The 26416-nt window shown below is 71.7% G+C and carries 30 protein-coding genes; 18 read left to right on the top strand and 12 right to left on the bottom strand.

The window, feature by feature from the left end:
• Positions 1-10: 10 nt before the first annotated feature.
• Positions 11-496, bottom strand: a complete 486-nt coding sequence (locus AB0E98_RS18340; protein WP_361703445.1) for an ATP-binding protein — start codon at positions 494-496, stop codon at positions 11-13.
• 222 nt (positions 497-718) lie between these two features.
• Here AB0E98_RS18340 and AB0E98_RS18335 point away from each other — a divergent pair, with 222 nt between their 5' ends.
• The 3 genes from AB0E98_RS18335 to AB0E98_RS18325 are packed head-to-tail and all read left to right on the top strand — an operon-like array spanning position 719 to position 2040.
• Positions 719-1573, top strand: coding sequence for a helix-turn-helix transcriptional regulator (locus AB0E98_RS18335; RefSeq protein WP_361703442.1), 855 nt, complete (start codon positions 719-721; stop codon positions 1571-1573).
• Positions 1574-1585: 12 nt separating this feature from the next.
• Complete coding sequence (locus tag AB0E98_RS18330; protein ID WP_361703440.1) at positions 1586-1783, top strand: DUF397 domain-containing protein; 198 nt, start codon at positions 1586-1588, stop codon at positions 1781-1783.
• Positions 1783-2040, top strand: a complete 258-nt coding sequence (locus AB0E98_RS18325) for a DUF397 domain-containing protein (RefSeq protein WP_361703437.1) — start codon at positions 1783-1785, stop codon at positions 2038-2040. Before AB0E98_RS18330 ends, AB0E98_RS18325 begins: the two co-directional genes overlap by 1 nt.
• On the opposite strand, the gene AB0E98_RS18320 is transcribed toward AB0E98_RS18325, so the two are convergent.
• From AB0E98_RS18320 to AB0E98_RS18310, 3 genes are all read right to left on the bottom strand, one after another.
• On the bottom strand, positions 1943-2416 hold the full coding sequence (locus AB0E98_RS18320; protein ID WP_361703436.1) for a hypothetical protein: 474 nt from the start codon (positions 2414-2416) through the stop codon (positions 1943-1945). The two genes, AB0E98_RS18325 and AB0E98_RS18320, sit on opposite strands and share 98 nt — an antisense overlap.
• Positions 2417-2493: 77 nt before the next feature.
• Positions 2494-2706 carry a hypothetical protein gene (locus AB0E98_RS18315; RefSeq protein WP_361703433.1) on the bottom strand — a complete coding sequence of 71 codons (213 nt, stop codon included), beginning with the start codon at positions 2704-2706 and terminating at the stop codon, positions 2494-2496.
• A 148-nt stretch (positions 2707-2854) separates the two neighbouring features.
• Entirely contained in the window at positions 2855-4699 is a 1845-nt protein-coding gene (locus AB0E98_RS18310) for a bifunctional metallophosphatase/5'-nucleotidase (protein ID WP_361703430.1), read from the bottom strand.
• A gap of 371 nt (positions 4700-5070) precedes the next feature.
• On the opposite strand from AB0E98_RS18310, the gene AB0E98_RS18305 reads away from it, so the two are divergent.
• The 8 genes from AB0E98_RS18305 to AB0E98_RS18270 all read left to right on the top strand — a co-directional run bounded on the left by AB0E98_RS18305 (position 5071) and on the right by AB0E98_RS18270 (position 13228).
• Positions 5071-5631 (top strand): hypothetical protein, encoded by a 561-nt coding sequence (locus AB0E98_RS18305; RefSeq protein ID WP_361703427.1) that lies wholly within the window; start codon positions 5071-5073, stop codon positions 5629-5631.
• A 47-nt stretch (positions 5632-5678) separates the two neighbouring features.
• The gene (gene mshD, locus AB0E98_RS18300; RefSeq protein ID WP_361703425.1) at positions 5679-6608 is read left to right on the top strand and encodes a mycothiol synthase; all 930 of its coding nucleotides are present in this window, start codon (positions 5679-5681) and stop codon (positions 6606-6608) included.
• Between the two features lie 73 nt (positions 6609-6681).
• Entirely contained in the window at positions 6682-7140 is a 459-nt protein-coding gene (locus AB0E98_RS18295; RefSeq protein WP_361703424.1) for a GntR family transcriptional regulator, read from the top strand.
• A gap of 56 nt (positions 7141-7196) precedes the next feature.
• Positions 7197-8150, top strand: coding sequence for an ABC transporter ATP-binding protein (locus AB0E98_RS18290; protein ID WP_361703422.1), 954 nt, complete (start codon positions 7197-7199; stop codon positions 8148-8150).
• A complete protein-coding gene (locus AB0E98_RS18285) occupies positions 8147-9160 on the top strand; it encodes a translation initiation factor IF-2 (protein ID WP_361703420.1) in 1014 nt (337 codons plus the stop codon). The genes AB0E98_RS18290 and AB0E98_RS18285 overlap by 4 nt, the downstream gene beginning before the upstream one ends.
• A gap of 267 nt (positions 9161-9427) precedes the next feature.
• Complete coding sequence (locus tag AB0E98_RS18280; RefSeq protein ID WP_361703418.1) at positions 9428-11677, top strand: RNA degradosome polyphosphate kinase; 2250 nt, start codon at positions 9428-9430, stop codon at positions 11675-11677.
• Between the two features lie 157 nt (positions 11678-11834).
• Positions 11835-12806: a CHAD domain-containing protein gene (locus AB0E98_RS18275; RefSeq protein WP_361703655.1), complete on the top strand. Its 972-nt coding sequence runs from the start codon at positions 11835-11837 to the stop codon at positions 12804-12806.
• Positions 12806-13228 carry an NUDIX hydrolase gene (locus AB0E98_RS18270; RefSeq protein ID WP_361703415.1) on the top strand — a complete coding sequence of 141 codons (423 nt, stop codon included), beginning with the start codon at positions 12806-12808 and terminating at the stop codon, positions 13226-13228. The genes AB0E98_RS18275 and AB0E98_RS18270 overlap by 1 nt, the downstream gene beginning before the upstream one ends.
• 3 nt (positions 13229-13231) lie before the next feature.
• Here the strand turns inward: AB0E98_RS18270 and AB0E98_RS18265 are convergent, their stop codons facing one another.
• Together AB0E98_RS18265 and AB0E98_RS18260 are read right to left on the bottom strand one after the other, a co-directional pair.
• Entirely contained in the window at positions 13232-14032 is an 801-nt protein-coding gene (locus AB0E98_RS18265) for a class I SAM-dependent methyltransferase (protein ID WP_361703413.1), read from the bottom strand.
• Positions 14025-14738 (bottom strand): FCD domain-containing protein, encoded by a 714-nt coding sequence (locus AB0E98_RS18260; protein WP_361703410.1) that lies wholly within the window; start codon positions 14736-14738, stop codon positions 14025-14027. The genes AB0E98_RS18265 and AB0E98_RS18260 overlap by 8 nt, the downstream gene beginning before the upstream one ends.
• 83 nt (positions 14739-14821) lie before the next feature.
• Between AB0E98_RS18260 and AB0E98_RS18255 the strand changes: the two genes are divergently transcribed.
• Together AB0E98_RS18255 and mshA are read left to right on the top strand one after the other, a co-directional pair.
• Complete coding sequence (locus AB0E98_RS18255) at positions 14822-16030, top strand: MFS transporter (RefSeq protein ID WP_361703407.1); 1209 nt, start codon at positions 14822-14824, stop codon at positions 16028-16030.
• Positions 16031-16161: 131 nt separating this feature from the next.
• The gene (mshA, locus tag AB0E98_RS18250; protein ID WP_361703406.1) at positions 16162-17523 is read left to right on the top strand and encodes a D-inositol-3-phosphate glycosyltransferase; all 1362 of its coding nucleotides are present in this window, start codon (positions 16162-16164) and stop codon (positions 17521-17523) included.
• Positions 17524-17553: 30 nt separating this feature from the next.
• Here the strand turns inward: mshA and AB0E98_RS18245 are convergent, their stop codons facing one another.
• The 4 genes from AB0E98_RS18245 to AB0E98_RS18230 all read right to left on the bottom strand — a co-directional run bounded on the left by AB0E98_RS18245 (position 17554) and on the right by AB0E98_RS18230 (position 19441).
• Positions 17554-17757, bottom strand: coding sequence for a hypothetical protein (locus AB0E98_RS18245; protein WP_361703404.1), 204 nt, complete (start codon positions 17755-17757; stop codon positions 17554-17556).
• A 37-nt stretch (positions 17758-17794) separates the two neighbouring features.
• Entirely contained in the window at positions 17795-18196 is a 402-nt protein-coding gene (locus tag AB0E98_RS18240; RefSeq protein WP_361703402.1) for a hypothetical protein, read from the bottom strand.
• 186 nt (positions 18197-18382) lie between these two features.
• On the bottom strand, positions 18383-18574 hold the full coding sequence (locus AB0E98_RS18235) for a DUF397 domain-containing protein (protein WP_361703400.1): 192 nt from the start codon (positions 18572-18574) through the stop codon (positions 18383-18385).
• A 15-nt stretch (positions 18575-18589) separates the two neighbouring features.
• Entirely contained in the window at positions 18590-19441 is an 852-nt protein-coding gene (locus AB0E98_RS18230) for a helix-turn-helix transcriptional regulator (protein WP_361703397.1), read from the bottom strand.
• A 247-nt stretch (positions 19442-19688) separates the two neighbouring features.
• On the opposite strand from AB0E98_RS18230, the gene AB0E98_RS18225 reads away from it, so the two are divergent.
• Both AB0E98_RS18225 and AB0E98_RS18220 read left to right on the top strand, forming a co-directional pair.
• Positions 19689-20153: a hypothetical protein gene (locus tag AB0E98_RS18225; protein WP_361703395.1), complete on the top strand. Its 465-nt coding sequence runs from the start codon at positions 19689-19691 to the stop codon at positions 20151-20153.
• A gap of 198 nt (positions 20154-20351) precedes the next feature.
• Entirely contained in the window at positions 20352-20849 is a 498-nt protein-coding gene (locus tag AB0E98_RS18220; protein ID WP_361703392.1) for a YbjN domain-containing protein, read from the top strand.
• 6 nt (positions 20850-20855) lie between these two features.
• Here the strand turns inward: AB0E98_RS18220 and AB0E98_RS18215 are convergent, their stop codons facing one another.
• Positions 20856-22130 carry an MFS transporter gene (locus AB0E98_RS18215; RefSeq protein ID WP_361703390.1) on the bottom strand — a complete coding sequence of 425 codons (1275 nt, stop codon included), beginning with the start codon at positions 22128-22130 and terminating at the stop codon, positions 20856-20858.
• Positions 22131-22266: 136 nt separating this feature from the next.
• Here AB0E98_RS18215 and AB0E98_RS18210 point away from each other — a divergent pair, with 136 nt between their 5' ends.
• Entirely contained in the window at positions 22267-23028 is a 762-nt protein-coding gene (locus AB0E98_RS18210) for a phosphoglyceromutase (protein WP_311613787.1), read from the top strand.
• Between the two features lie 339 nt (positions 23029-23367).
• Here AB0E98_RS18210 and phoU read toward each other — a convergent pair whose 3' ends face one another.
• On the bottom strand, positions 23368-24057 hold the full coding sequence (gene phoU / locus AB0E98_RS18205; protein WP_361703386.1) for a phosphate signaling complex protein PhoU: 690 nt from the start codon (positions 24055-24057) through the stop codon (positions 23368-23370).
• 220 nt (positions 24058-24277) lie between these two features.
• On the opposite strand from phoU, the gene AB0E98_RS18200 reads away from it, so the two are divergent.
• Positions 24278-25576: an ATP-binding protein gene (locus AB0E98_RS18200; RefSeq protein ID WP_361703383.1), complete on the top strand. Its 1299-nt coding sequence runs from the start codon at positions 24278-24280 to the stop codon at positions 25574-25576.
• 73 nt (positions 25577-25649) lie between these two features.
• Positions 25650-26330, top strand: a complete 681-nt coding sequence (locus tag AB0E98_RS18195; RefSeq protein ID WP_015035162.1) for a response regulator transcription factor — start codon at positions 25650-25652, stop codon at positions 26328-26330.
• The last annotated feature ends 86 nt before the right edge of the window (positions 26331-26416 follow it).

The raw sequence follows: 26416 nt of genomic DNA, 5'->3' as shown, positions 1-26416 counted from the left end.
CGCCTCTGTTTTATGCCGCTGTTGCGGCGAGGGCGAAGGGTACCGACGACGGGCTCACCTCGCACCACAGGAGTTTCCCCTGCAACCCCAGGTACGCGGCGCTGGCCGACCAGCTGCCCCAGTTGTCGGCGCAGAGCCGCACGACCCGTAGGCCCCGGCCCTGGAGCGACTCCAGGTCGGCCTCCGGGATCCGGCCCTTGCCGAGATGAACGGGCCGTTCGAACGGAGCCGGTACCTCCGGGTTCCGGTCCCAGACGCTGATCCGCAGCCGGTCGTCGGCCACGTACTTCAGCCGTACCTCGGTCGGTCCGTCCGAGTAGAGGTACGAGTTCGTGACCAGTTCGCTCACCACCAGCTCTGTGACGTCCGCGAGTTCGTCCATGCCGTGACTTACCACCGCGCTGCGGAGTGTGATTCGAGCGATCCGCGCGGAGCGCGGGTCGTGGGGGAGGGTGAGTGAGTAGGACCAGCGGTTCTCCGGCGATACGGTTGCCATGGTGGCTCCTTTCGGGGAGGTCTACGCTGCCGCGCGGTGTCATTGCCGCCCCTTGGCAGGGCGGTGCGCTTCCGCGTTCGCGGCGGGCCGCGTGGGGAGTGGCTTGGAGATGACGGTAGGGCCGACCGTGATACTCCTACTACCGTTTTCGTAAGAGGGGTCAGGGATTGCCCTCGTGTGGGTGACAAGGGCGGACGGAGGACCGCCCTACAGTGATGCTTCATGCCTCCCACGAACTCCCCGACGCTCAGGCAGCGTCGTCTTGGCACTGAGCTGCGCAAGCTCCGCGAGCGTGCGGGCTTGTCGTCTACCGCTGCCGCAGCGCGCTTCGGCTTCCAGCAGACACGCATGAGCATGATCGAGGCTGGTCGGTATGCCGTGAGCGCGGACCGGGTCCGGGTCATGGCCCGCAGCTATTCATGCTTGGACGACAAGCTCGTGGACGCCTTGGCCGCTATGACGGGTAGGCGTAAGCGCGGCTGGTGGGACGAGTACCGGGAACACCTTCCGGTGGGTTTCGCGGACCTGGCTGAGCTGGAGCACCACGCTTGTGGGATCAGGGCTTGCTTGGTGATCCACATCCCTGGCCTGCTTCAGACACTCGATCACGCTCGTGCGGTCATCCAGGGTGCGGCCCCGCCACTACATGCCTTCGAGGTTGAGCACCGGCTTTCACACCGCATGAAGCGGCAGGCGATCCTGTACAGCGACAACCCTGTGCCCTACACGGCCACCATCCATGAGGCCGCCCTGCGGATGGAGTTCGGTGGCACGGCCACTGCCCGTGGACAGCTCAAGCACTTGATCGAGATGAGCGAGATGGGCAACGTAACCATTCGTGTCATCCCCTTCGCCGGTGGCGGGACATTCCCTGGGACGGGGCAGTCGTTCGACTATGTCCTCGGCCCTGTTCAGCAGCTCGACACGGTGCAGTTGGATGCAGCTCCTGGATGCCAGTGCGCTGATGCCGATGCGGAGTTGGCGAAATACAGGGCGGTCGTGGACCGGATGGAGCTCAGTTCGCTGGATCCTGCAAAGTCGAGGGACTTCATCCACGGCCTCCTGCGCAGTCTGTGAAGGTGAGTGGAAGTGCCCACGTACCAATGGCGGAAGTCCTCCTACAGCGCGGATGCTGGCAACTGCGTCAACATCGCAGCCAACAGCGATGTCGGCATCAGGCTTCGTGAAAGTGATGATCCGGCGGTTGTGCTCGACACCACTGCGGCCTCCTTCGGAGCGCTGATACGCGCCGCCAAGGCAGGGCTGTTGCCCGTCAACGGAGAGTGATGCATATGGCCGTCTGGCAAAAGTCCTCCTACAGCGGCGACGCCACGAACTGCCTGAACGTGGCGGCTGCGGGGTCCGGGCTCTTCCGCTTACGCGAGAGCGACGACCCGGACACCGTCCTGGCCGTCGCCCCCGCGACCCTGCGCGCGCTGCTGCGCGTCACCGCATCCAGGTCGTGGCCATCGCCACGACCCGCGCCTTCTTCGGCTGGGCCGAATCCCCGTAGCGGATCTCGAAGCGCGGGTGGGAGCGGGTGAAGTCGGAGTCCACGAGGCGGACCTGGCGGGGGTGCCGCACCGTGCGGGTCGCGATGTCCGTGTCCAGGAAGAAGCCGAACTCGCCTGTCGCCGGGGCGTAGGCGAAGAACTCGCCACCCCGGTACGAACGCCTCGCGACCTCATCCGTCAGGACCAGCGACCAGTAGCCGACGCAGTGCCCCGCCGGGCACATGAACCGGTACTCGGCACGCAGGCCGTCCAGGTCCATCCAGCGGAAGGGGTTCTCGTCCGCGGCGGTGACCGCCGTCGTGCGCGCCGGCGGCGTCGTCGCCGACGCGCCCTGCGCGAAGGGCGCGGTCAGGGCCGTCGTCGCCACGATCGCGGCGAGGGCGCGGAACGCGATGCGGGATGCCACGTCTCGTCTCCAGTCCTGTTGGGTGACCGACTCGATACGAGAAGTGATCATGGGCCTGTCCCGCGCCCCCGGCAAGGTCAGATCAGGCCTTCGAGGGCGTTGTTGAGGCGGACCAGCGGGGTTCCCAGGGCGTCCACGTCGACGACCTTGTTGGCATGGGCCAGAACGAGCCCGCCCAGCACCGTGCCGTCCACCTCCGCGTGGGCCGGGGTCGCCAGGGCCGCACCGCCCAGGCCCAGCAGGAAAGTCGCGGCGGCTGTCGTGAGGACGCGGCGGAGGGTGTGCTTCATGCGGGTCTCCTCGTCGTGAAGCGGACGGCGGGCGGTGGGTCCGGGACGATCTACCACCGTGCGCCGTCCCCCATACGGCGTACGCCCCCGCGCCAAGGGGCGCGAGGGCGTACGGGCAAGTGAGCCGCGGGACCGTTTACTTCACGATTTACTTCACGATCGTGATGCGGTCCGCCTTCGGCGGCGCCAGCGGGGACGCCTTCGAGGAGTGGGCCGTCAGGTAGGTGACGAAGACGTCCAGGTCGGACGGGCCGACGAGCTTGTTCGTGCCGTCCTTGAAGGCGGGGAAGCCGTCGCCGCCGCCCATCAGGAACTCGTTCGCGGCGACGCGGTAGGTCTTGCCGGCCTCCAGCGGGGCGCCGTTGACCTTCACGGACGACGCGACGATACGGTCCGCGCCCTTCTTCGTCAGGTCCAGCGTGTAGGTGAGCGCCCTGCTGATCTGGAGGATCTTCGTCTGGTCCGCGTTCGCGCCGCTGACCTGCTGCTGGAGGACGGCCAGCACCTGGGCGCCGGTGAGGTCCTTGGTCTGCATCATGTTGGTGAACGGCTGGACCGTGAACGCCTCGCCGTACGTGACGACGCCGTCGCCCTCACCGCCCGAGGCCTTGTAGGCGAGGTCGGAGCGGATGCCGCCGGGGTTCATGAAGGCGATCTGGGCGCTGCCCTTGCCGGCCGGGGCGAGGGCCTCCACCTGGGCGTCGGTGATGACGTCGCCGAGGGGCTGCTCCAGGGCCTCCGAGCCGCGGCCGTTGATGTCGGCGGAGATGTAGCCGACGGGCTTGTTGGCGATCGGGGCCGCCAGGGTCTTCCAGCGGTCGATGAGCGCGGTCATGTCCGCGGCCTTGGGCTGGTCGCGGTTGACGACGTGGTTGCCGGCGCGGGGGCTCTTGACGGCCGTGCGGACGATGTCCTTGGTGCGGCGGTCGTAGGTCAGGGTCGTGTCCGTGAAGAGCCGGCCGAAGGAGGCCGCCGAGGTGACCGTGCGCGGGGCGCCGGACGGGTCGGGGATGGTGCAGGCGTAGGCCTGGTGGGTGTGGCCGGTGACGAGGGCGTCGACCTTCGGGGTGACCTTCTTGGCGATGTCGACGATGGGGCCGGAGATGCCCGCGCCCGCGCCCGGGGTGTCGCAGTCGAAGTTGTACGAGCCGTTGGCGGGCATGCCGCCCTCGTGGATCAGCGCGACGATCGACTTCACGCCCTGGCGGTCGAGTTCCTTGGCGTACTTGTTGATCGTCTCGACCTCGTCGGCGAACTTCAGGCCCTTGACGCCCTCGGCCGTGACGACGTCCGGCGTGTGCTTGGTCGTGACGCCGATGAAGCCGACCTTCACGCCCTTGTGCTGCCAGATCGTGTAGGGCTTGAGGATGGGCTTGCCGGTCTTCTCGTCGAGGACGTTCGCGGCGAGGTAGGGGAAGTCGGCGCCCTTGAACTTCTTGCCCTTCTCGAAGCAGCCCTCCTTCGGGTGGCAGCCGCCCTTCTGCATGCGCGTGAGCTCGGCGCGGCCCTCGTCGAACTCGTGGTTGCCGACGGAGGTGACGTCCAGCTTCAGCTTGTTGAGCGCCTCGATGGTGGGCTCGTCGTGGAAGAGGCCGGACATCAGCGGGCTGGCGCCGATCATGTCGCCGGCCGCGGCGGTGATCGAGTACTCGTGGCCCTTGCGCGCGGTGCGCAGCGAGTTGGCCAGATACTCCACGCCGCCCGCGGGTATGACCTTCTTCGTTCCGTCGGCCTGGGTCTCCGTCACCGTGCCGGAGGAGCCCTGCGGGGGCTCGAGGTTGCCGTGGAGGTCATTGAAGGACAGCAGCTGGAGGTCCACGGTCCGGCCGTGGCCGTTGCCGTGCCCATGGCCGTTGCCGTGGCCGTGGCCGTACGAGGCGGTCGCCGCGCCGGCGGGGGCGGCGGTGGAGAGGACACCGGCGGTGGCGGCCAGTACGGCCGCCGTCGCGGTCAGCCGTCTTGCGAGGCGCTTCCGTGGCGGCGTCGCGTGCATTTGTTCCCCTTTGTGCAATTGACGAGAAGACGCGCACGAGGTGCGCGTGAGGCGTGCATGAAGATCGGGTTTATGCGGTCGGCGGCAGCCTACGGTCAACGCGCGTAGGTCGGCAGGTGGGGCGAGGTGACGAATCGGTAGCGCTTCGGTGCGGCCCACGGCGCTGCAACGGCGCTGCCAAGGGTTGTTGACGGGGCAACGAAAAGGTCACGCCGCTTGACCGGGACATGGCTTCTGTGGCGTAGTAAGGGCGAACTTACCAAGGGAAGCCTTTCCTAACCTGACCCGAGCGAAGGCCGACCGCGGTGCGTTCGGCCTGTGGGGGGCCGGCCACACCCACCCGTCCCCTCCTCGTGCGAAGGACCCTGCCCGTGACCGCCCCGGTCGGCCCCGCCCCCGTTTCCACCCCTCTGGTCGCGAGATCCGTGCTGATCTCCGCTGCCGCAACGGGCGTCTGTGCCGTCTGGGCGGCCGCGGTCTGGGCCGCCGTCCACCTCCGGGCCGATCCGCTCCTCCACGACGTCGCGCTCTTCGTCCACCTGGCCTGCCTGATCGTCGGCTTCGGCGCCGTCCTGACCGTGGACTGGCTCGGCCTGCTGTGGCTGCTGGGCAAGCGCCCGCTGCCGGACGTCCTCCGCACGGCCGACGCCGTCCACACGCCGATCTGGCTGGGGCTGGCCGGGCTCGTCGGCAGCGGGGTGCTGCTCCACCCGGACCCCGGCGCCCCCCTCACCCGGATCAAGCTCGGCCTCGTCCTCCTCGTCGCCCTCAACGGCATCCACGCCCACACCCTCCAGCCGCGCCTCGGAGCCCAGTGTTCGCCCCAGGGGTCCCGGCGTGCCCTGGTCGCCCGCTGCGCCGCCGGTGTGCTCGTCTCCCAGCTCGGCTGGTGGGGCGCGACCGTCATCGGTTTCCTCAACAGCCGCCGCTGAACCGGAGCGTCGACCACCAGCGCACCGCCAAGTCGTAGGCTCGCACCATGAGTGACGTGGTGAATGACGTGGACGTGAGCGGGCAGCGCCGGATCGAGGTGCTGGAGGAGCTGACGCCCGGCGTGGTGGACGGCGTGCTGCGGCTGGTCGACGCTGCGGCCGCCGTGGACGGGCAGCCGGCCGTCTCCGAGCAGGGGCGCCTTCAGCTCAAGGGGCGGCGCGCGGGCGTACGGCACGTCCTGCTGAGCGACATGGACAAGAAGCTCATCGGATACGGCCAACTGGAGGACAGCGACCCCGTGGAGGCCCCGGCGGGCGAGTTCGTGGTCCACCCCGACGCCCGGGGGCGTGGCCACGGGCGGGCGCTCGGCAGCGCCCTGCTGCACGAGTCCGGCAAGCGGCTGCGGGTCTGGGCGCACGGCGGCCACCCGGCCGCCCGGCACCTCGCGCAGGTGCTCGGGCTGAGCCTCTTCCGCGAGCTGCGGCAGATGCGCCGCCCGCTGGCCGGCCTCGACCTCCCCGACCCCGTCCTGCCCGAGGGCGTGACCGTACGGGCCTTCCGGCCCGGCGAGGACGACGCGGCGTGGCTCGCGGTGAACGCCGAGGCCTTCGCCCACCACCCCGAGCAGGGCTCGCTCACCCAGCGCGACCTCGACGACCGTAAGGCCGCCGACTGGTTCGACCCGGAGGGCTTCTTCCTCGCCGAGCGCGGCGGGGAGCTCATCGGCTTCCACTGGACGAAGATCCACGCTGCCGAGGAGCTGGGCGAGGTGTACGTCCTGGGCGTGCGTCCCGGCACCCAGGGCGGCGGCCTCGGCAAGGCGCTCACCACGATCGGCCTGCGGCACCTGGAGGCCAAGGGGCTGCCGACCGCGATGCTCTACGTGGACGCCGACAACGTCCCGGCCGTACGGGTCTACGAGCGGCTCGGCTTCCTCGTCCACGAGACGGACCTGATGTACCGGACCGAGAGCTGACGACCGAGAGCTCACGTTTGACATAGCGCGAACGATTCCATCACCCTTTCACTAGTCAAGTAGTGAAAGGGTGATGTGTGTGGTCGAGTTCCGCATCGACCGGCGCAGTGGGATCGCCACGTACATGCAGATCGTCCAGCAGGTGAAACAGGCCCTGCGGCTCGGTCTGCTCGCTCCCGGCGACAAGCTGCCCACCGCCAAAGAGGTCGTCGCGGCCACCGCCATCAACCCCAACACCGTCCTGAAGGCCTACCGCGAGCTCGATCGCGAGGGCCTGGTCGAGGCGCGCCCCGGACTGGGGACGTTCGTCCGGCGGTCGCTGGCCCGTCCCGGGGCAGCCGCCGATTCGCCGTTGCGTGCCGAACTTGTCGACTGGATGGCACGCGCCCACGCGGCCGGGCTCGACCGGGAGGACGTGGCCGCGCTGGTCGCGTCCGTCCTCGACGAGACCCGTTTCGACGGGACCCGGCCAGGCGGAGCCCGTTCCGATGGGACCCCCTCCGGCGGATCCCGTCCCGGTGCACCGGAGTGACCACCCGGGACCGGGGAAGGCGCGCGGGGCCGAGACGACGTGAGCGAGGGGACCGCATGACCGATCTGACATTCCTGCCCGACCGCACCGCCCTGGAGGCGGTGGACCTGGGCGTGAGGTACCGCGGCGGCTGGGCGCTGCGCGACTGCTCGTTCCGGCTGCCCGCCGGGCGCGTGTGCGCGCTCGTGGGCCCCAACGGCGCCGGCAAGTCCACCCTGCTGTCCCTCGCGGCCGGGCTGCGCAAGCCGTCCGCCGGCCGGCTGAGCGTCCTCGGCGGCGCGCCGGGCGGCGCGGACGTCCGGCCCCGCGTCGCCTACGTCGCCCAGGACAACCCCCTCTATCCGCACTTCACCGTCGCCGACACCCTGCGCCTGGGCCGTGAGCTCAACCCCGGCTCCTGGGACCAAGCCGCCGCCGAGCGCCTCGTCTACGAGGGCGGGGCCGGGGGCGGGGTGCGGCCCGGGGCCCGCGTCGACTCCCTCTCCGGTGGCCAGCGCCGTCGCGTCGCCCTCGCGTTCGCCCTGGCCAAACGGCCCGAACTGCTGCTGCTGGACGAGCCGATGAGCGACCTCGACCCGCTCGTGCGCCACGAGATGATGGCCGCCCTGATGGCCCAGGCCGCCGAGCACGCCACCACCGTCGTCATCGCCTCGCACATCGTCGCCGAACTGGAAGGCGCCTGCGACTACCTGCTGCTGATCGCCGACGGCCGGGTGCGGCTCGCGGGCGAGGTCGAGGACCTGCTCTCCGCCCACCGGCTCGTCATGGGCCGCTACGAGGACGCCGGCACGCCCCGCGAGTTCGCCGCCCACACGATCGTCGAGACACGTACGACGGGCCGTCAGCTCACCGCGCTCGTACGGACCGACGGGCCGATCGGCGGCCACTGGGAGGTCGCCGAGCCCTCCCTGGAGGAGCTGCTGCTCGCCCACCTCCGCGCGCCCGGCGCCCCGGCGCTCGTCGCCCCGAGCGCGGAACCGCGCCCGGCCGGCCTGAAGGCGGCGGCGTGACGGCGACGATGACCTCCACCGCCCCCGTGGCGCGCGGGCCCGCCCGGGCCCGTGGCCTCGCCTGGCTCGTCCTGCGCCGGCACCGCACCACGGCCCGGGTCGCCCTGGCCCTGCTGATCGCGCTGGTCGCGGAGCTGGTGTGGCTGCGCCTGGCGATGACCGGCCACCTCGACGCCCACCCCGGCCTGCGGACGGCCTGCCGGCCGGGCACCGGGGGCAGCGATTGCGCCGACGGCCTCCTCGCGCAGGTCGACCGATTCCGCTCCACGTACGGCGACTATCTGCACTACAACGGTCAGCTGCTGGAGTTCCTGCCGCTGCTCACCGGCCTGTTCGTGGCCGGGCCGATGGTCGCGCGCGAGCTGGAGAGCGGGACGCACCGGCTGGTGTGGGCACAGTCCGTGCCCCCGGTGCGCTGGCTGGCCGCGAAGCTCGCCGTGCCGGTGGTGGCCGTCCTGGCCGGGGTCTCCGCGCTCGCGGCCGTCTACACCTGGACCTGGAGCGCCGCCCCCGCCGGGCTGCTTCCCGGGCAGCGCTGGGACCGGTCGTTCGACATGATCGGCCCCGCGCCGGTCGCCCACGCGCTGCTCGCGATCGCGGTCGGCGCGCTCGTGGGCCTGCTGATCAAGCGGACGGTGCCGGCCATGGGCGCCACGCTGATCGCCCTCGGGGCGCTCTGGGGGCAGCTGGAGAGCCTGCGGCCGCGCCTGATCGGCCCGGCCACGCAGCTGTCGGCCGCGGCGCCGGGCCTGATCAGGGGCGACGAGGACTGGATCGTCGAGCACGGCATGGTGACGAAGACGGGCGGCCGGATCCCGGACCCCCGGTGCGGGGTGGGCGTCGGCCCCGACGACTGCGTCGCCCAGCACCATGCCGCCGGGTGGTACGTGGACTGGCATCCCGGCTCGCACCTGTGGCCGCTGGAGTGGGCCGAGGCGGGTGTGGCGGTGGGCCTGGCGGCGCTCGCGGCCGGCGCGGCGTTCTGGGTGATCCGCCGGACGTATCCCTGACGTATCCCCGATGCGGGTGGGGGCGCGGGGCGGATCTCCGTCCCGCGTCGTCCCGTGCTGGAGGCGGATCCTCGCCCCGCCTCGTCCCGCGCTGGAAGCGGCCGCATTTCCTTAACGCCATGTGGACGTTACCCGTGATTAAACCTCGGTTGCGAGCCTTGGCGAATGCAGCCCGCCGCGCCCCGCGCCTCCGAACGACGGCTCCGCGCCGCCCCCGCGTCGTCTTCCGACGCGCCTGTGCGGCCCCCGGCGCGGAACAATGAAGACATGAGCCAGTCGTCCAGCGCACAGGCACACGACAGCACCGACTCCACCGAATCGGTGGGTTTCATCGCCGCCCACCGCCCGAAGGCCGCCGTGGTCGCGGGCGTGCCCCGGATCGGGCCCGATCTCGACACGTACGAGATCAAGGATCTCGACGAGGGCGACGGCCACGTGGACGCCGAGCCGCTGCCCGACGGCCGCTTCCTGGACCGGGAGCGCAGCTGGCTCGCCTTCAACGAACGGGTGCTGGAGCTGGCGGAGGATCCGGCCACACCCCTGCTCGAACGCGCCAATTTCCTGGCGATCTTCGCCAGCAATCTCGACGAGTTCTTCATGGTCCGCGTCGCCGGCCTCAAGCGCCGCATCGCCACCGGCGTCGCCACCCGCTCCGCCTCAGGGCTCCAGCCCCGCGAGGTCCTGGAGCTGATCTGGACCCGCTCCCGCGAGCTCATGGCCCGGCACGCCGCCTGCTACCAGCAGGACGTCGCCCCCGAGCTGGCCGAGCAGGGCATCCACCTGATCCGCTGGAACGAGCTGACCGAGAAGGAACAGGGCAGGCTCTTCACCCTTTTCCGGCAGCAGATCTTCCCCGTGCTCACCCCGCTCGCCGTCGACCCCGCGCACCCCTTCCCGTACATCTCGGGGCTCTCGCTCAACCTCGCCGTGGTCGTCCGCAACCCCGTGAGCGGCCACGACCACTTCGCGCGCGTGAAGGTGCCGCCGCTGCTGCCGCGCTTCCTGGAGGTCTCCCCGCGGCGGTACGTCCCGCTGGAGGACGTCATAGCGGCCCACCTCGAAGAGCTCTTCCCCGGCATGGACGTGCTCGCGCACCACATGTTCCGGGTGACGCGCAACGAGGACCTGGAGGTCGAGGAGGACGACGCGGAGAACCTCCTCCAGGCCCTGGAGAAGGAGCTCATGCGGCGCCGCTTCGGCCCGCCCGTACGGCTGGAGGTCGAGGAGACCATCGACCCGTACGTGCTCGACCTGCTCGTCCGCGAGCTGAAGATCAGCGACGCCGAGGTCTATCCGCTGCCCGGCCCGCTGGACCTCACCGCGCTCTTCGCCATCGGCTCCCTGGACCTGCCCGAGCACAAGTACCCCAAGTTCGTCGCGGGCACCCACCGTGACCTCGCCGAGGTGGAGTCCGCCTCCGCGCCCGACATCTTCGCGGCGCTGCGGGAGCGCGACGTCCTGCTGCACCACCCCTACGACTCCTTCTCCACCTCCGTCCAGGCGTTCCTGGAGCAGGCCGCCGCCGACCCGGACGTCCTGGCCATCAAGCAGACCCTCTACCGGACCTCCGGCGACTCGCCGATCGTCGACGCGCTCATAGACGCCGCCGAGTCCGGCAAACAGGTCCTCGTCCTCGTCGAGATCAAGGCGCGCTTCGACGAGCAGGCCAACATCAAGTGGGCCCGGAAGCTGGAGGAGGCCGGCTGCCACGTCGTCTACGGGCTGGTGGGGCTGAAGACCCACTGCAAGCTGTCGCTGGTGGTCCGTCAGGAAGGCGACACGCTGCGCCGGTACGCGCACGTGGGCACCGGCAACTACCACCCCAAGACGGCCCGGCTCTACGAGGACTTCGGACTGCTCACCGCCGACCCGCAGGTCGGCGCCGACCTCTCCGACCTCTTCAACCGCCTCTCCGGCTACTCCCGGCGCGAGACCTACCGGCGGCTGCTCGTCGCCCCCAGGTCCCTGCGCGACGGCCTGATCTCCCGGATCGGCAAGGAGGTCGTCCACCACCGCGCCGGACGGCCCGCGTACATCCGCATCAAGGTCAACTCGATGGTGGACGAAGCCGTCATCGACGCCCTGTACCGCGCCTCGCGCGCCGGGGTGCCGGTGGACATCTGGGTGCGCGGCATCTGCGCGCTGCGGCCGGGCGTGGTGGGCCTCTCGGAGCACATCCGGGTGCGCAGCATCCTCGGACGGTTCCTGGAACACTCCCGGGTCTTCACCTTCGGGAACGGTGGCGAGCCCGAAGTGTGGCTCGGCAGCGCCGACATGATGCACCGCAACCTCGACCGCCGCATCGAGGCCCTCGTCCGGGTCACCGACCCCGGCCACCGGGCCTCCCTCAGCCGGCTGCTGGAGCTCGGCGTCTCCGACCGCACGTCCTCCTGGCACCTGGGCCCGGACGGCAACTGGACCCGGCACGCCACCGACGCCGACGGCCGGCCGCTGCGCAACGTGCAGGAGATGCTCATCGACGCCCGGAGGCGCCGGCGTGGCTCAGCGACCTCATGACCCGCCGGTTACGCTCACCGCGCCGGCACCCGTGCCCGTGTCCGTGCCCGTGGAGTATGAAGTGACGACGACGGAACGTTCCGGAGGGCAGGCCGCGCTCGACGGCGGCGCCCCCCACGGTCCCCTTGGCCCCCACGGCCCCCTCGGCCATCACGGCCTGGAGGCGCCGACCGCCGGGGACGTCCTCTCCGGCTACCTCCACACCCAGGCCACCGAATTCCTGCGCAGCCTGCGGCTGCACGGCGAGAGCCGCTCCGACGCCGAGGACGCGGGCGAGGCGGTCCGGCTGCTGCGGCGCTCCGCGCGCCGCGTCGCCGGCACGCTCCACGTCTACCGGCCGCTCACGGACGTCGCCTGGACGGATCAGCTCCGCACCGAACTGGTGTGGCTCTCGGACGTCCTGGGTCGCGAACACGCCCACACCGCCCGGCTGGCCCGGCTGCGCGGCGCGCTGCACCGCCTGTCCGGCACGGACGGCACCCCGACCGTGGGCGCCGCGCGCGCCGGGGCGCTGCTGGACCGCCAGCTGACCCTGGCCCGCACCCGCGCCCACTCGGCGGCCCTCCAGGCACTGGGCTCGGCGCGCTTCCACGGCGTCGCGGACTCGGTCGCCGTCCTGGCCTCCGAGGTGCCGCTGGACCCCGCCGCGCACGAGGTGCTCGCCGGCGACGCCCTGACCCGCCTGGCCGAACAGATCCAGCGACGGCTCACCGAGGCGGTCGACGCGCTGCCCCTGTCGGCGTCCGGCCTGCCGTACAACGCCGAGGCCCTCACCTGCGGGCTGGCCGCCACGCCCACCGCCGACGCCCCGGCCGCCGAGACCCGCCAGGACGCGCCCTGGCACCAGGTGCGCCGCCTGGTCCGGCTGCGGCGCTACGCCCAGGAGGTCCTGGACGAGCAACGGCAGTCGGAAGCGGAACCGTCCCTGTCGGTGCGGCTGCTCGGCGCGGGCCAGGCCCTGGACCGCCACCGCGACGCCGCCGAGGCCGCCGCCGCGGCGGCCTCGGCCGCCCGCACCCCGCGCATCGCCCCGGCGACGGCGTACGCCCTGGGCGTCCTCCACGCCGACCAGCGGCACGAGGTGGAGGCGGCGCGCTTCCTGTTCGGCCGGATCTGGCAGCGGATCTGATGGCCGGCGGCGGGGCTGTGGTGCGGGCGGCGGGGTGCGTGCTGTGGCGCCGGGCCCCTGGCTCCGGGGGGATCGAGCTGGCGCTCGTCCACCGGCCGAAATACAGCGATTGGTCCTTCCCGAAAGGCAAGCTCAAGCGGGGGGAGGACCCACTGCTGGGAGCCCTCCGGGAGGTCCTGGAGGAGACGGGCATGCACTGCGCGGTGGGGGCGCGGCTGCCCACGGCCCGGTATGCCGTGGACGGGCGGCCCAAGGAGGTCCGTTACTGGTCGGCGGAGATGACGGGTGGGTTCTTCGAGCCGAATCGGGAGGTGGACCAGTTGGTGTGGCTGCCGCCGGATGCCGCGCGGGACCGGCTGACGCAGGAACGGGACCGTCCGCTGGTGGATGCGCTGTGCGCCGCGCTGGGCCTTTGCCCCTGACCCTCACCCACCCGGCGCCAGCGCGTCCCACCGGACGGTGAGTTCGCCCTGACGCCAGCGTGCCGGGCCGTCCACCACCGGCCAGTCCGCCCGGAGGGCGTCGGCGCAGCGCATCCAGCGCTGGCGGGCGCTCAGAGCGCCGTACGGCGCGAACGCGGCCCACGCCCGATCGAAGTCCCGCAAAAACGCATGCACCGCCTCCCCCGGAACATTCCGGTGGATCAGCGCCTTCGGCAACCGCTCCGCCAGATCCGATGGCGCGCCCAGCGACCCCAGCCGCGCCGCGAACGTGAGAGTGCGCGGCCCCTCCGGCCCCAGCGCCACCCACACATGCCGGCGCCCGATCTCGTCGCACGTGCCCTCGACGAGCAGCCCGTCCGGCGCGAGGCGCCCGCACAGTCGTTCCCAGACGGCGGTGACCTCGCCCTCGTCGTACTGCCGCAGCACATTCGCGGCGCGGATCAGCAGGGCGCGCCGCCCGGCGTCCCCGGGCAGGGGGACCTCGAAGCCGCCGTGGACGAAGGCGAGCCCGTCCCGTTCGTACGGCTTCGCGCCCGCGACCCGCGCAGGGTCGATCTCGATGCCCACGACCTCCGCGTCCGCCCGCACCGTGCGCAGCCGGCCCAGCAGCTCCACGGCCGTCCACGGCGCGGCGCCGTAGCCGAGGTCGACGGCCACGGGGTCGGCGGAGCGTCGTAGCGCGGCCGCGTGGGTGGCGGCGATCCAGCGGTCCATGCGGCGCAGCCGGTTGGGGTTGGTGGTGCCGCGGGTGGCCGAGCCGATGGGGCGAACGGTCCTAGTCACGTCCGGAGCCCTCGTCCCACGCCCGCGTGTCGGAGACGTTCGCGGCGGCCTGCCGACCCGCCTCGGCGGGGTCGCGGTCGCGCAGCGCGGCCAGCAGGGTCTCGTGGCCGACGGGGTCCGCGCCCTGGAAGCCGGACGTGGACCAGGCCTCGGCCATGGCCGCCCGCAGCGGTCCGGCGAGGTTGCGGTAGAGCTCGGCGAGCAGCGCGTTGCCGGAGGCGTCGGCGACGCCGGCGTGGAAGTCCCAGTCGGCGGCGATCCACGTGTCGAAGTCGCGGGCCTCCCACGCGGCGGTGCGGCGCCGCAGCGCGTCGGCGAGCGCGTCGAGCGCGGTGTCGTCGGCGCGGGCGGCGGCGAGGCGGGCGGCCTGCGCGTCCAGGCCCTCGCGTACCTCCAGGAGCTGGCCGAGGTCGCTGCCGCCGTAGAGCCGGGTCACCGCGCCGGACAGCTCGCTCTTGGCCTTGACGTAGGTGCCGTCGCCGCGCCGCACCTCCAGCAGCCCGGTGTGGGCGAGCGCGCGCACGGCCTCGCGGACGGTGCCGCGCGCGACCTGGAGCCGGCGCATCAGCTCGGGCTCGGGCGGGATGCGGCTGCCGACGGGCCAGTCGCCGGAGGCGATGCGGGCCCGGATCCGTTCGATGACCTCGTCGGAGAGCGCCGGGCGGCGCACCGGTTCGAGGGCGGGGTCGGCGGGGTCGGCGGTCATGCGGCCACGGTACCGGCTGGCCGGAGAACACATCACACGTCGCACGTTGGACATCAAACGTCAGACGTCTTACGTTTAAGTCCATGGCTCAGAACACTGCCACCCCCACCTCCGCCGTGGCTTCGGCCCGCACCCGCGCCGGCCTCCTCACCGCCGTCGCCGTGCTTCTCATCGCCCTCAACCTCCGCCTGGGCATGAGCAGCGCCGCCGCCCTCCTGGACGCCCTCCGCGCGGACCTCGGCTTCTCGCCCCTCGTCGCGGCGCTGCTGCCCACGCTGCCGTCGCTCTGCTTCGCCGCCGCGGGCGCCGGTACGGGCGCGCTGGCCCGCCGGCTCGGCGCGGAGCGCGCGGTCCTCGCGGCCGTCGGCGCGCTGACCGCCGGGCTGGCGGTACGGGCCGTACCGGCCACGTGGGCGCTGCTGGCCGGCACCGTGCTCGGGATGTCCGGGCTCGCGCTGTGCAACGTCCTGCTGCCCACGCTCGTCCGCACCTACTTCCCCGGGCGCGTCGGCCTGCTCACCGGCCTCTACACCACCACCCTCGCCCTGGGGGCCACGCTCGCCTCCGCCGTGGCCGTCCCCGTGGCCGTGGCCGTGGGCTCACCGTCGCTGGGCCTCGCCGTCTGGGCGCTGCCCGCGCTGGCCGCGACGGTCGTGTGGGGCGCCCGGACGGGCATACGGACGCCGGGCGTCACCATGCCGTCGGTCCAGGGGGAGCGGATCTCCCCCTGGGCCATGGCCCGCACCCGCCTCGGTGCGCTGGTCACCGCCTATTTCGGCCTCCAGGCGCTCAATGCCTACGCCATCACCGGCTGGCTGCCCTCGCTGCTGTCCGGCCACGGCATGTCCGGGGGCGCGGCGGGCGTCGTGCTGGCGGTCGCCCAGGCCGTGGGCATACCCGTGTCCTTCGCGGTCCTGGCCCTGGCCAAGGGCCCGGCGGGGCTGCGCGGGGCGTTCGCGGTCGTCTCTGCGGCGATGCTCGCGGGCTTCACCGGGCTGCTCGTGGCGCCCATGACGATGCCCCTGGTGTGGGCGGTGCTGGTGGGGCTGGGGCTGTGCTCGTTCCCGCTGGTCCTCACCGTGATCGCGCAGAGCGGCAGCGGCCCCGCGCAGACCACGGCGCTGTCCACGCTCTCCCAGTCCCTCGGCTATCTGCTGGCCGCGTCCGGCCCCCTCGCCGTGGGCCTGCTGCACGACGCCACCGGCGGCTGGACGGCCCCCATGGCGCTGCTCCTGGCGACGGCGGCGGCCCAGCTGGCAGCCGGAATCGCCCTCACGCGCGGCCGCCCATAGCGATTTGACCAGGGCTTTGCGTCACTGTTTGGTAAAGGGGAAATGGGAGCCGGTCGGTCCGGTGTTGCACCGTCGGACAGGCGATGGACGCCCCAGGGACGGTCCCTCAGTGGGCGGACGGAGGACAGACGGTGAGCCAGTACGCATCCCGGCTCGGCGCTCGCCGTGGCCGTACGCTCGGCCACTTCCCCAAGCCCCAGCTCCGGCGCCTCGGCACCCCCCGGCGCCCGCGCCGCGTGGCGATGCTCAGCGTGCACACCTCCCCGCTCCACCAGCCCGGCACGGGCGACGCGGGCGGCATGAACGTCTACATCGTCGAGCTCGCCAAGCGCCTCGCGGAGATCGACATCGAGGTGGAGATCTTCACCCGCGCCACCACCGCCGCCCTCCCGCCCACCGTGGAGCTGGCCCCCGGCGTGCTGGTGCGGCACATCGACGCGGGCCCGTACGAGGGCCTGGCCAAGGAGGAGCTGCCCGCGCAGCTGTGCGCCTTCACCCACGGAGTGATGCGCGCCTGGGCGGGGCACCGGCCCGGTTATTACGACCTGGTCCACTCCCACTACTGGCTCTCCGGCCACGTCGGCTGGCTCGCCGCCGAGCGGTGGGGCGTGCCGCTCGTCCACGCCATGCACACCATGGCCAAGGTCAAGAACGCCGCGCTCGCCGTCGGCGACACCCCCGAGCCCGCGGCCCGCGTCATCGGTGAGACCCAGATCGTCCGCGCCGCCGACCGGCTCATCGCCAACACCCGCGGCGAGGCCGACGAACTCGTCCACCACTACGACGCCGACCCGGAGAAGGTCGCCGTCGTCCACCCCGGCGTCAACCTCGACCGCTTCCGGCCGGCGGGGGGCCGGGCCGCCGCCCGTGAGCGGCTGGACCTGCCCGCCGACGCCCTGATATCGCTCTTCGCCGGACGCATCCAGCCCCTCAAGGCCCCGGACGTGCTGCTGCGCGCTGTCGCGGTGCTGCTGGACCGGCGTCCCGAGCTCCGCTCGCGCATCGTCGTCCCCGTGGTCGGCGGCCCCAGCGGCAGCGGCCTCGCCAAGCCCGAGGGCCTCCAGAAGCTGGCGGCCCGTCTGGGCATCGCCGATGTCGTCCGCTTCCGCCCGCCCGTCGGCCAGGACCGCCTCGCCGACTGGTACCGGGCCGCGTCGGTGCTGGTCATGCCCTCGTACAGCGAGTCCTTCGGCCTCGTCGCCATCGAGGCCCAGGCCTGCGCCACCCCGGTCGTGGCGGCGGCCGTCGGCGGCCTGCCCGTGGCCGTGCGCGAGGGGGTCAGCGGCTTCCTCGTCGACGGCCACGACCCGGCCGACTACGCCACCGCGCTCGCCCGCTTCGCCGACGACCCGGCCCTGGCCGGCACCATGGGCGCGGCCGCCGCCGACCACGCCCGCTCCTTCGGCTGGGGCGCGGCGGCCGCCGCGACGGCGGAGGTTTACACCGCCGCGATCGCGGAACGGCGGCGTCGGCTGCGCGGGGCGCACGTCTGAGGGTGCCCGCGGCCGGGCTCCGGCGGGTCGCTAGAGGCCCGACCCCATGGCGCCGAGCTGGATGGGGCTCATGCCCTCGGCCTCGGGGACCGGCAGCGGCTCGGGGCCCCGGCCCTCATGGGTGGCCGGTACATGGTGGATCCCACGGGTGCCCTCGGCGGCCCACTCCGCGTCCGACGGCGGCAGGGACACCGTGACGACGGCGTTCTCCATGACCCAGGACACCTTGTCCATGTTGCTCCCCTCTCGGCACGAGCTAACCGGAATGCCGTCATCCTGTCATGGTGGGGTGCGGTCGGTCGATCCCTTGTTCGTAGAGCAGCCGCCGGTGCCCGGCCCGCATCGGTTCGGGCAGCGCCGACGGCAATACGAAGCGGTGGGCGAGGAATTCGGGACGGGACCGCCCCGGGGGCCTTTCGGGAAGCTCGATGCGGGACAGCTGATGCGGGCTGACGGAACCGCAGTCGAAGAGGACGTCGCCCTGCGCGACAGCGCGTTTCTCGCCCGGGGCGAGTGAGATGTGGAGAATCCGGCGGACGTGATAGGCGGTGGCGTCCGCCTCGGACTCGTACGGGATGGCGTCCCCGCCGGGCAGCACCCACTCGCGGGTTATGCCGCACATCAGGAGCAGCAGTCGTCCGGCGGAGTCGGTGATGTGCGCGTACACGGCCATGGGTGTCCCCCTTGCGTCGAACCGTCCTCCGGGCGCGGTGAGTTGCGCCGCGCGGAGCGGTGATGCGACGGGAAGTTAGTGCCGCACCGAGCGCGGATGCAAGCGTGCACCGGAGAACGTGTGCACCGGCATATGCCGAAAGCCCCCCACCTGCACGGATGGGAGGCCTTCGAGTGGTGGGCCTCGCTAGATCGGGCGACTTGGCTCACCGGACTTGACGCCGAGGATGAACGCGCGCAGCGCGCCTCGCGTAGTCCCGATGATCGCTGCGGGGTTGTCGCTCTCGCGGATCGCGACCACCTCGGAGAGGGCTCCGAGCTCCACGCATTCATCTCTGTCCCCGGAGAAGGAGGACTTCTGCCATATGGTTTCCGACATCTCCATGCCTTGCCTTCAGAGTTGTTTCGCGATGCTGCGGATGAAGTCCCTCGAATCCTTCGGGGAGAGGGACGTTTTCTGGGCGTGCTTCAAGATGCTGCGGTAGTTCTCAAGATGCGACTCGGTGTCGAGGAACAGTGAGCCGTGCGCGGTGTCGATCTGGATCGTGTCCAGCCGTGGCACCGGCCCTGTCGCATAGGTGCAGGAGCTGTTGGCGCCGGGGAACGAACCGTGTGCGAAGGGGATCACGCGAAGGGTGACGCCCTCGTAGGTGCTGACCTCGGCCAGCCTGTCCAGCTGCCGCTGCTGCCCTTCCCTGCCGGGGTGGATCATCCTCAGCGCCGCTTCGTGGATCACGAACGTGCAGGGTGTGGCCGGGGTGCGCCGAATGATGCACTTCCGGTTCATCCGGTGCGATACCCGGCGGTCCACCTCTATCGGGTTCAGTGGTGGAACCGCGTTGCGGAACAGGCTCAGTGAGTACTCTTCGGTTTGCAACAGCCCGGGAATGTACGCGAATTGCATAACCGTCAAGCTGGTGGCGTGGTGTTCCATCTCGGCAAGGTCGAGCACGGTGGTAGTCAGGATTCCCCTGAACTGCTCCCACCAACCCTTGTGACGGTCCTCCGCCATGCCGACCAGGGCGTCGACGTAGCCGCTGTCCGGGCATTGGTAAACCGTGGCGAACGTGCGGATCCGTTCAGAACTCACGCCGAGCCGACCGGCTTCGATGTTGCTGATGCGAGTGCGGTCCGCGCCGATGAGGCGCCCCGCATCGCCGGCGCTCAAGCCCGCCTGCTCGCGCATCTTGCGCAATTCGGCACCCAGCCTCTGCTGTCGCGCAGTTGGCGCCGCTCTCGGTGGCATACCGCTCCCTTCCCGCTGTCTGGGCACAGTCTCGCGCGCGATCTTCCAGCGGGTCCACCCGGTGCATGGGTTTCCCTGAATGGGTTGCAAGGGTTCACCCGGCATCCCTATGGTCGAGGCCGAAACCACACCGCACGCCGGGAAGAGCCGAAGTGCAGCCGCCTGCATGCCCGTTGGGGCACTCCGGGGGGTGGCCGAGCCACGGGCGAGCGTGAGGTGTGCGGCCTGACCACCGGGAGCAAACCCCATGCGTACAGCCACGCTCAGAAGCCCCGACGCCGCCTACGCCACCGCCGACTCCTACAGATTCATCGCACCCGCGATCCCCGCGTCGGCGCGGGTCGCGCGGGACGTCGTACGGGCGGTCCTGCTGACGACGACCGTGCCCGCCGTCCTGATCGAGGACGCGCGTGTGTGCGTGTCCGATGCCGTGACGTACATGATCCCGCGCCTGCTCGGCCCCCTCGCGGTGGAGATCACGCTGATCCGGCCGCGTGTCGTGGTCGCCGTGGGCACGGACAACCCGCAGGGGACGCCGGTCGAGTACGGCAGACGGCCGGACGACCACCCCCGGCTCACCCTGCTGCGCAGGCTCGGCGCCGCGTCCGGCGTGACGTGGACGTGGGGCGCGGGGCACCACGTCATCGGCAAACGGGTCTGGTTCGAGCTCCACGACGCCGTCGGCGCGCGGCCGCCCGAGGCGGGGCCGTGAGCGGCGCGCCCGTCGCCGTCGGCTCCACCGTCCTCGTGGCAGCGGTTCTCTTCCTCGCCGCGCTGCTGCGGTGGTGGTTCTCGCCGACGGAATCGGACGGTCCGGGGGAGCGGCCCACCCCCCGAACCGGGCCCGCCCGGCGAGGGCCCCGGCACGCCCGCCCCTCGCCGTACCGCCGCCGTCGCCTACGCTCGGCACATGTCCGACGCGAAGACCACCATCGAGCACGCGCTCCGCGAGGCGGAGCTCGAATGGGAGAGCCCGGCCGGCTCCGACGGCACGTACGTCGTCAAGCTCCCCGGCACGCGCAAGCTGTCGACGACCGTCTCCCTGGTCGTCGGCAACCACTCGCTGTCCGTCAACGCCTTCGTCGTACGGTGCCCCGACGAGAACCACGCCGCCGTGCACCGCTGGCTCCTGGAGCGCAACACCAAGCTCTACGGGCTCGCCTACGCCGTCGACCGGCTCGGGGACGTCTACCTCGTCGGACGGCTGCCGCTGGCGGCCGTGACGCCCGACGAGGTCGACCGCATCCTGGGGCAGGTCCTGGAGCACGCGGACGGCAGCTTCAACACGCTGCTGGAGATGGGCTTCGCCAGCGCGATCCGCAAGGAATACGCGTGGCGCACGGCGCGCGGTGAGTCGACCCGCAACCTCGACGCGTTCACGCGCCTGACGCGCGACGAAGCACCGTAGGGACGATCAGGCCGAGGCCGTGGCCGCCGTCTCGGCCTGCGGCCGAGCGGCCGCGCCGACCGCGTCGGTCGCGCCCTCCGCCGGGAGCCCCCGCATCAGCCACCAGTACCCGGCGGCCGCGACCGTACCCACGACCGCGCACCCCGCCCACAGCACCGCCGACCCGAACTCGTCGATCACGAACCCGCCCGTCAGCGGGGCGACCAGTGCCGCGAGGGACCACGAGAGGGTGTAGACGCCCTGGTAGCGCCCCCGCCCCTGCGCGGGGGAGAGCCGCACCACGAGCCCCATCTGGGTGGGGGAGTTGACGATCTCCGCCAGCGTCCAGACGCAGATGGTCAGCGCGTACACGCCCAGCGAGCCCGCGAAGGCGGTGAGCCCGAAGCCGTACCCGGCCAGCAGGGCGGAGATCACGAGCAGTCGCTGGGGGTCGCGGTGCTCGATGAAGCGGGTCACGGGGATCTGGAGGGCGACGATCAGGACGCCGTTGACGGCGATGGCCATGCCGTAGTCGCTGCTGGAGAAGCCGTCCTTGCCCATGGCCACCGGCAGGCTCACCGAGTGCTGCATAAAGATCAGGGCCATCAGGAAGGACAGCCCGACGACGCCCATGAAGCGACGGTCGCGCAGCACCGTCCCCAGCCCGACCGGCGGCTCACCGGCCGCCGCCCCGGGTGCGGACGGCGCGGGCCGGGTCTCGGGGAGCTTGAGGAAGACCAGGACCGCGCAGATGAGAGTCAGCACGGCCTCGCCGAGGAAGCCGATCAGATAGCTGTACTGGGCGATGACACCGGCCGCGAGCGAGGAGAACGCGAAGCCCAGGTTGATGGCCCAGTAGTTGAGCGCGAACGCGCGGACGCGGTCCTCGGGGGCGACGATGTCGGCCATCATCGCCTGGACGGCCGGGCGGGAGGCGTTGCTGGTCACGCCCACCAGGAAGGCGACAGCCGCGATGGCGGCGGGCTGCTCGACGAAGCCGAGCAGCGCCACGGTGGCGGCGGTCGACACCTGGGCGATCAGCAGCGTGGGGCGGCGGCCGAGCCGGTCGGTCATCACACCGGCGCCGAGGGAGGAGACGACCTGGCCGAGCCCGTGGAGCGCGGCGACGAGACCGGCGTAGGAGGCGGAGTAGCCCCGGTCGACGGTCAGATAGAGCGCCAGGAACGTGGCGACGAAGGCGCCCATCCGGTTGATCAGGGTCGACGTCCACAGCCACCAGAACGCCCGGGGCAGCCCCGAGACGCTCTGCTTCGCGGCCCGCCCGATACTCGCGACCGACATTCCGCGCCCCCCGAAAGTAAGTGGTACTAAGCTCTCCGCACCTTACGTATTTGATCGTGTCCACGCCATCCAATTGACGATCGGCGTCAATCGTCCCGGGCGCGGGGCGCTCGCACGGTCGATTACGCTCAAGGGCATGGCCGACGCACCGTACAAGCTGATCCTCCTCCGCCACGGCGAGAGCGAATGGAACGCGAAGAACCTGTTCACCGGCTGGGTGGACGTCAACCTCAACGAGAAGGGCGAGAAGGAGGCTGTCCGGGGCGGTGAGCTCCTCAAGGACGCCGGCCTGCTCCCGGACGTGGTCCACACGTCCCTCCAGAAGCGCGCGATCCGCACCGCGCAGCTCGCGCTGGAGTCCGCCGACCGCCACTGGATCCCGGTCCACCGCTCCTGGCGGCTGAACGAGCGCCACTACGGCGCCCTCCAGGGCAAGGACAAGGCCCAGACCCTCGCCGAGTTCGGCGAGGAGCAGTTCATGCTCTGGCGCCGCTCCTACGACACCCCGCCGCCGGCGCTCGAGGACGGCAGCGAGTTCTCGCAGAGCGACGACCCGCGCTACGCCTCGATCCCGAGCGAGCTGCGCCCGCGCACCGAGTGCCTCAAGGACGTCGTCGAGCGCATGCTGCCGTACTGGTACGACGGCATCGTCCCGGACCTGATGGCCGGCCGCACCGTCCTGGTCGCCGCGCACGGCAACTCGCTGCGCGCGCTGGTCAAGCACCTCGACGGCATCTCCGACGCCGACATCGCGGGCCTGAACATCCCGACCGGCATCCCGCTCGCCTACGAGCTCGACGCCGACTTCCGCCCGGTCGTCCCCGGCGGCACGTACCTCGACCCGGAGGCCGCGAAGGCTGCCATCGAGGCCGTGAAGAATCAGGGCAAGAAGAAGTAACGAAGCGGAACGGGACAGGGCCCCTGCCCCCGCAGCCGATGGCTGCCGGGGCAGGGGCCCTTCTCTATGCGTGAGTGACGTGCGTGGACTCGTCAGGAGCAGCTTCCGCCGCACTGGCACGAGCCGCCGTTCTGGCAGCCGCACGAGCACCCGGGACCACACTGACAGCCGCTCATTCGGTCTCCTCCCTCGAAGGGGTGTCTGCCTCCACCCAGTCAAGGACCGCCCGCAGCGAGCGTCAATGCCCATCGCGTACGTATGTACGGGGCGGGTGGGGGCGTACAGGCGCACGGTGGGGGCGCCAGGGCGTACGGGGGAGCGGGCCCGCTTCCGGGGGCGTCAGTCCGCTTCGACCGCGCCCGGGGCACCGCCGGCCTGGGCGATCTCGTCCGCGTGCTCGCCGGTCACCAGGTAGACCACGCGCTTGGCCACCGACACCGCGTGGTCGGCGAAGCGCTCGTAGTAGCGGCCCAGGAGGGTCACGTCGACGGCCGTCTCGATGCCGTGCCGCCAGCGGTCGTCCATCAGGTGCTGGAAGAGCGTGCGGTGGAGCATGTCCATGGCGTCGTCGTCCTGCTCCAGCTGGAGCGCCAGGTCCACGTCCTTGGTGATGATCACCTCGGCCGCCTTGGCCACCAGCCGCTGGGCGAGCTGGCCCATCTCCAGGACCGTGGAGTGGAGATCGCGCGGGACCGCCGTCTCCGGGAAGCGCAGCCGGGCCAGCTTGGCCACGTGCTGGGCGAGGTCGCCGGAACGCTCCAGGTCCGCGCTCATGCGCAGCGAGGTGACGACGATCCGCAGGTCCGTGGCGACCGGCTGCTGCCGCGCCAGCAGGGCGATCGCCCGGGCCTCAAGGTCCCGCTGGAGGTCGTCGACCCTGGCGTCCGCCGCGATCACCGACTCCGCCAGCTTGAGGTCCGCGTCCAGGATCGCCGTGGTGGCGCGCCCGATCGCGGAGCCGACCAGCCGGGCCATCTCGACCAGGCCCTCGCCGATCGAATCCAGCTCCTCGTGGTACGCGTCCCGCATGTCCTGTCCTTCTCTCACCTTGGCAGCGCCGGGGCCGGGCCGGCGGCTTCCCGCCGACCGTCATCCCGGCCGTGACCTCTACGTTCCGGCCGGAACGTAGACGGCAGGCGGCCGCCGGAGTGAACCGGCACTGGCCTGAAGGTGAACTCTTGGCAACGGGTGTTCGAGGTGCCCCCCATTTGGCTGTGGCTGTGTCGGCACACCCGCATAACCTTGACTCATGAACCTGGACGCGGCCGTCGCCGCAGCGGCGGCGATCGCCGGAGTGTGCACCGGTGTGATCGCCATGCTGGCGTTCCGCTGGAGCGAGCGCGACCAGGCTCGTCCCACCCGTAGCTCCCTCCACACCGACGCCGTGCTGCCGCCCGGCGTCGACACCGTCCTCTCCGTACTGCGCTCCTCCGCCGTCGTCCTCGACGAGGCCGACGCCGTGGTCAAGGCCAGCTCCGCCGCCTACGCCCTCGGGCTGGTGCGCGGCGGGAAGCTCGCCGTCGAGCCCATGCTCCAGATGGCCCGCGACACCCGCCGGGACGGCGAGATACGCCAGGTCGAGCTCGACCTCCCCCGGCGCGGCACCGGGCGCGGCGAAGCGCTCGCCGTGTCGGCCAGAGTCGCGCCGCTCGGCTCCCGGCTCGTGCTGCTGCTCGTCGAGGACCTCACCGAGGCCCGCCGCATCGAGGCCGTCCGCCGCGACTTCGTCGCCAACGTCAGCCATGAGCTCAAGACGCCCGTCGGCGCGCTCTCCCTGCTCTCCGAGGCCGTCATGGACGCCTCCGACGACCCCGAGGCGGTCACCCGCTTCGCCGGCCGGATGCAGATAGAGGCCACCCGGCTGACCAGCCTGGTCCAGGAGCTCATCGACCTCTCCCGGGTGCAGTACGACGACCCGCTGGAGGACTCCGAGCCCGTCCGGGTGAGCGAGCTCGTCGCCGAGGCCGTGGACCGCTGCGGCCAGAGCGCCGCCAGCAAGCAGATCACCATGGCCACCGGAGGCACCGCCGAGCTCCACGTCTGGGGCAACCGCGGCCAGCTCGCCGCCGCCCTCGGCAACCTCGTGGAGAACGCGGTCAACTACAGCCCCGCCCGCACGCGCGTCGGCATCGCCGCCCGCCGCGTCGCCGCCCCCGGCGGCGACCTGATCGAGATCGCCGTCACCGACCAGGGCATCGGCATCTCCGAGAAGGACCGCGAGCGCGTCTTCGAGCGCTTCTACCGCGTCGACCCCGCCCGCTCCCGCGCCACCGGTGGCACGGGCCTCGGCCTGTCCATCGTCAAGCACGTGGCCGCCTCGCACGGTGGCGAGGTCACCGTCTGGAGCGCCGAGGGCCAGGGGTCCACGTTCACGCTGCGGCTGCCCGAGGCGGGCGCGGCCCGTGACCGCGAGCGGGGCGGCAAGTCCCCGCGCATCGGCCAGGAGATCGGACCCGAGCCGGTCCCGGGCTCCGGCGACACCCCAGACGAGCCCGCCGGCGCTACCTACGCCGGCGAGCACCTCCCCCTGCCGGGGGTCCGGCCGTGATCCCCGGCACTCTCCCCCTCTCCCTCTCTCCCCCCTCTCCGCACTTCTCAGAGAACCGACCGGAGGCCGCCTCGTGACCCGAGTGCTCGTCGTCGAGGACGAAGAATCCTTCAGCGACGCGTTGTCCTACATGCTCCGCAAGGAAGGCTTCGAGGTCGCGGTCGCGGCCACCGGGCCCGACGGGCTGGACGAGTTCGAGCGCAACGGCGCCGACCTGGTCCTGCTCGACCTGATGCTGCCGGGCCTGCCCGGCACGGAGGTCTGCCGGCAGCTGCGGGGACGCTCCAATGTGCCCGTGATCATGGTGACCGCCAAGGACAGCGAGATCGACAAGGTCGTCGGCCTGGAAATAGGAGCCGACGACTACGTCACCAAGCCCTTCTCCTCCCGCGAGCTCGTCGCCCGCATCCGCGCGGTGCTGCGCCGCCGGGGCGAGCCCGAGGAGGTCACCCCCGCCGCGCTGGAGGCCGGCCCGGTCCGCATGGACGTCGACCGGCACGTCGTCACCGTCGCCGGCGGCAAGGTCGACCTGCCGCTGAAGGAGTTCGACCTCCTGGAGATGCTGCTGCGCAACGCCGGGCGTGTCCTGACCCGGATGCAGCTGATCGACCGCGTCTGGGGCGCGGACTACGTGGGCGACACCAAGACCCTCGACGTCCACGTCAAGCGCCTGCGCGCCAAGATCGAGCCGGACCCGGGCGCGCCGCGGTACCTGGTCACGGTGCGGGGGCTCGGTTACAAGTTCGAGCCGTAAACCGGCCTGGGTATGAGAAGGGGGGGGGGGGGGGGGGCGGTTGGAGTAGGGGGCCCGCAGGAAAAACGACGGGGGGGCCGCGGGCG

The organism is Streptomyces sp. NPDC037389 (assembly GCF_040636475.1).
Classification (GTDB): Bacteria; Actinomycetota; Actinomycetes; order Streptomycetales; family Streptomycetaceae; genus Streptomyces; species Streptomyces hesseae.
Note: the sequence above shows the minus strand (reverse complement) of the source record. Positions and strands in the feature narration are given on the sequence as shown.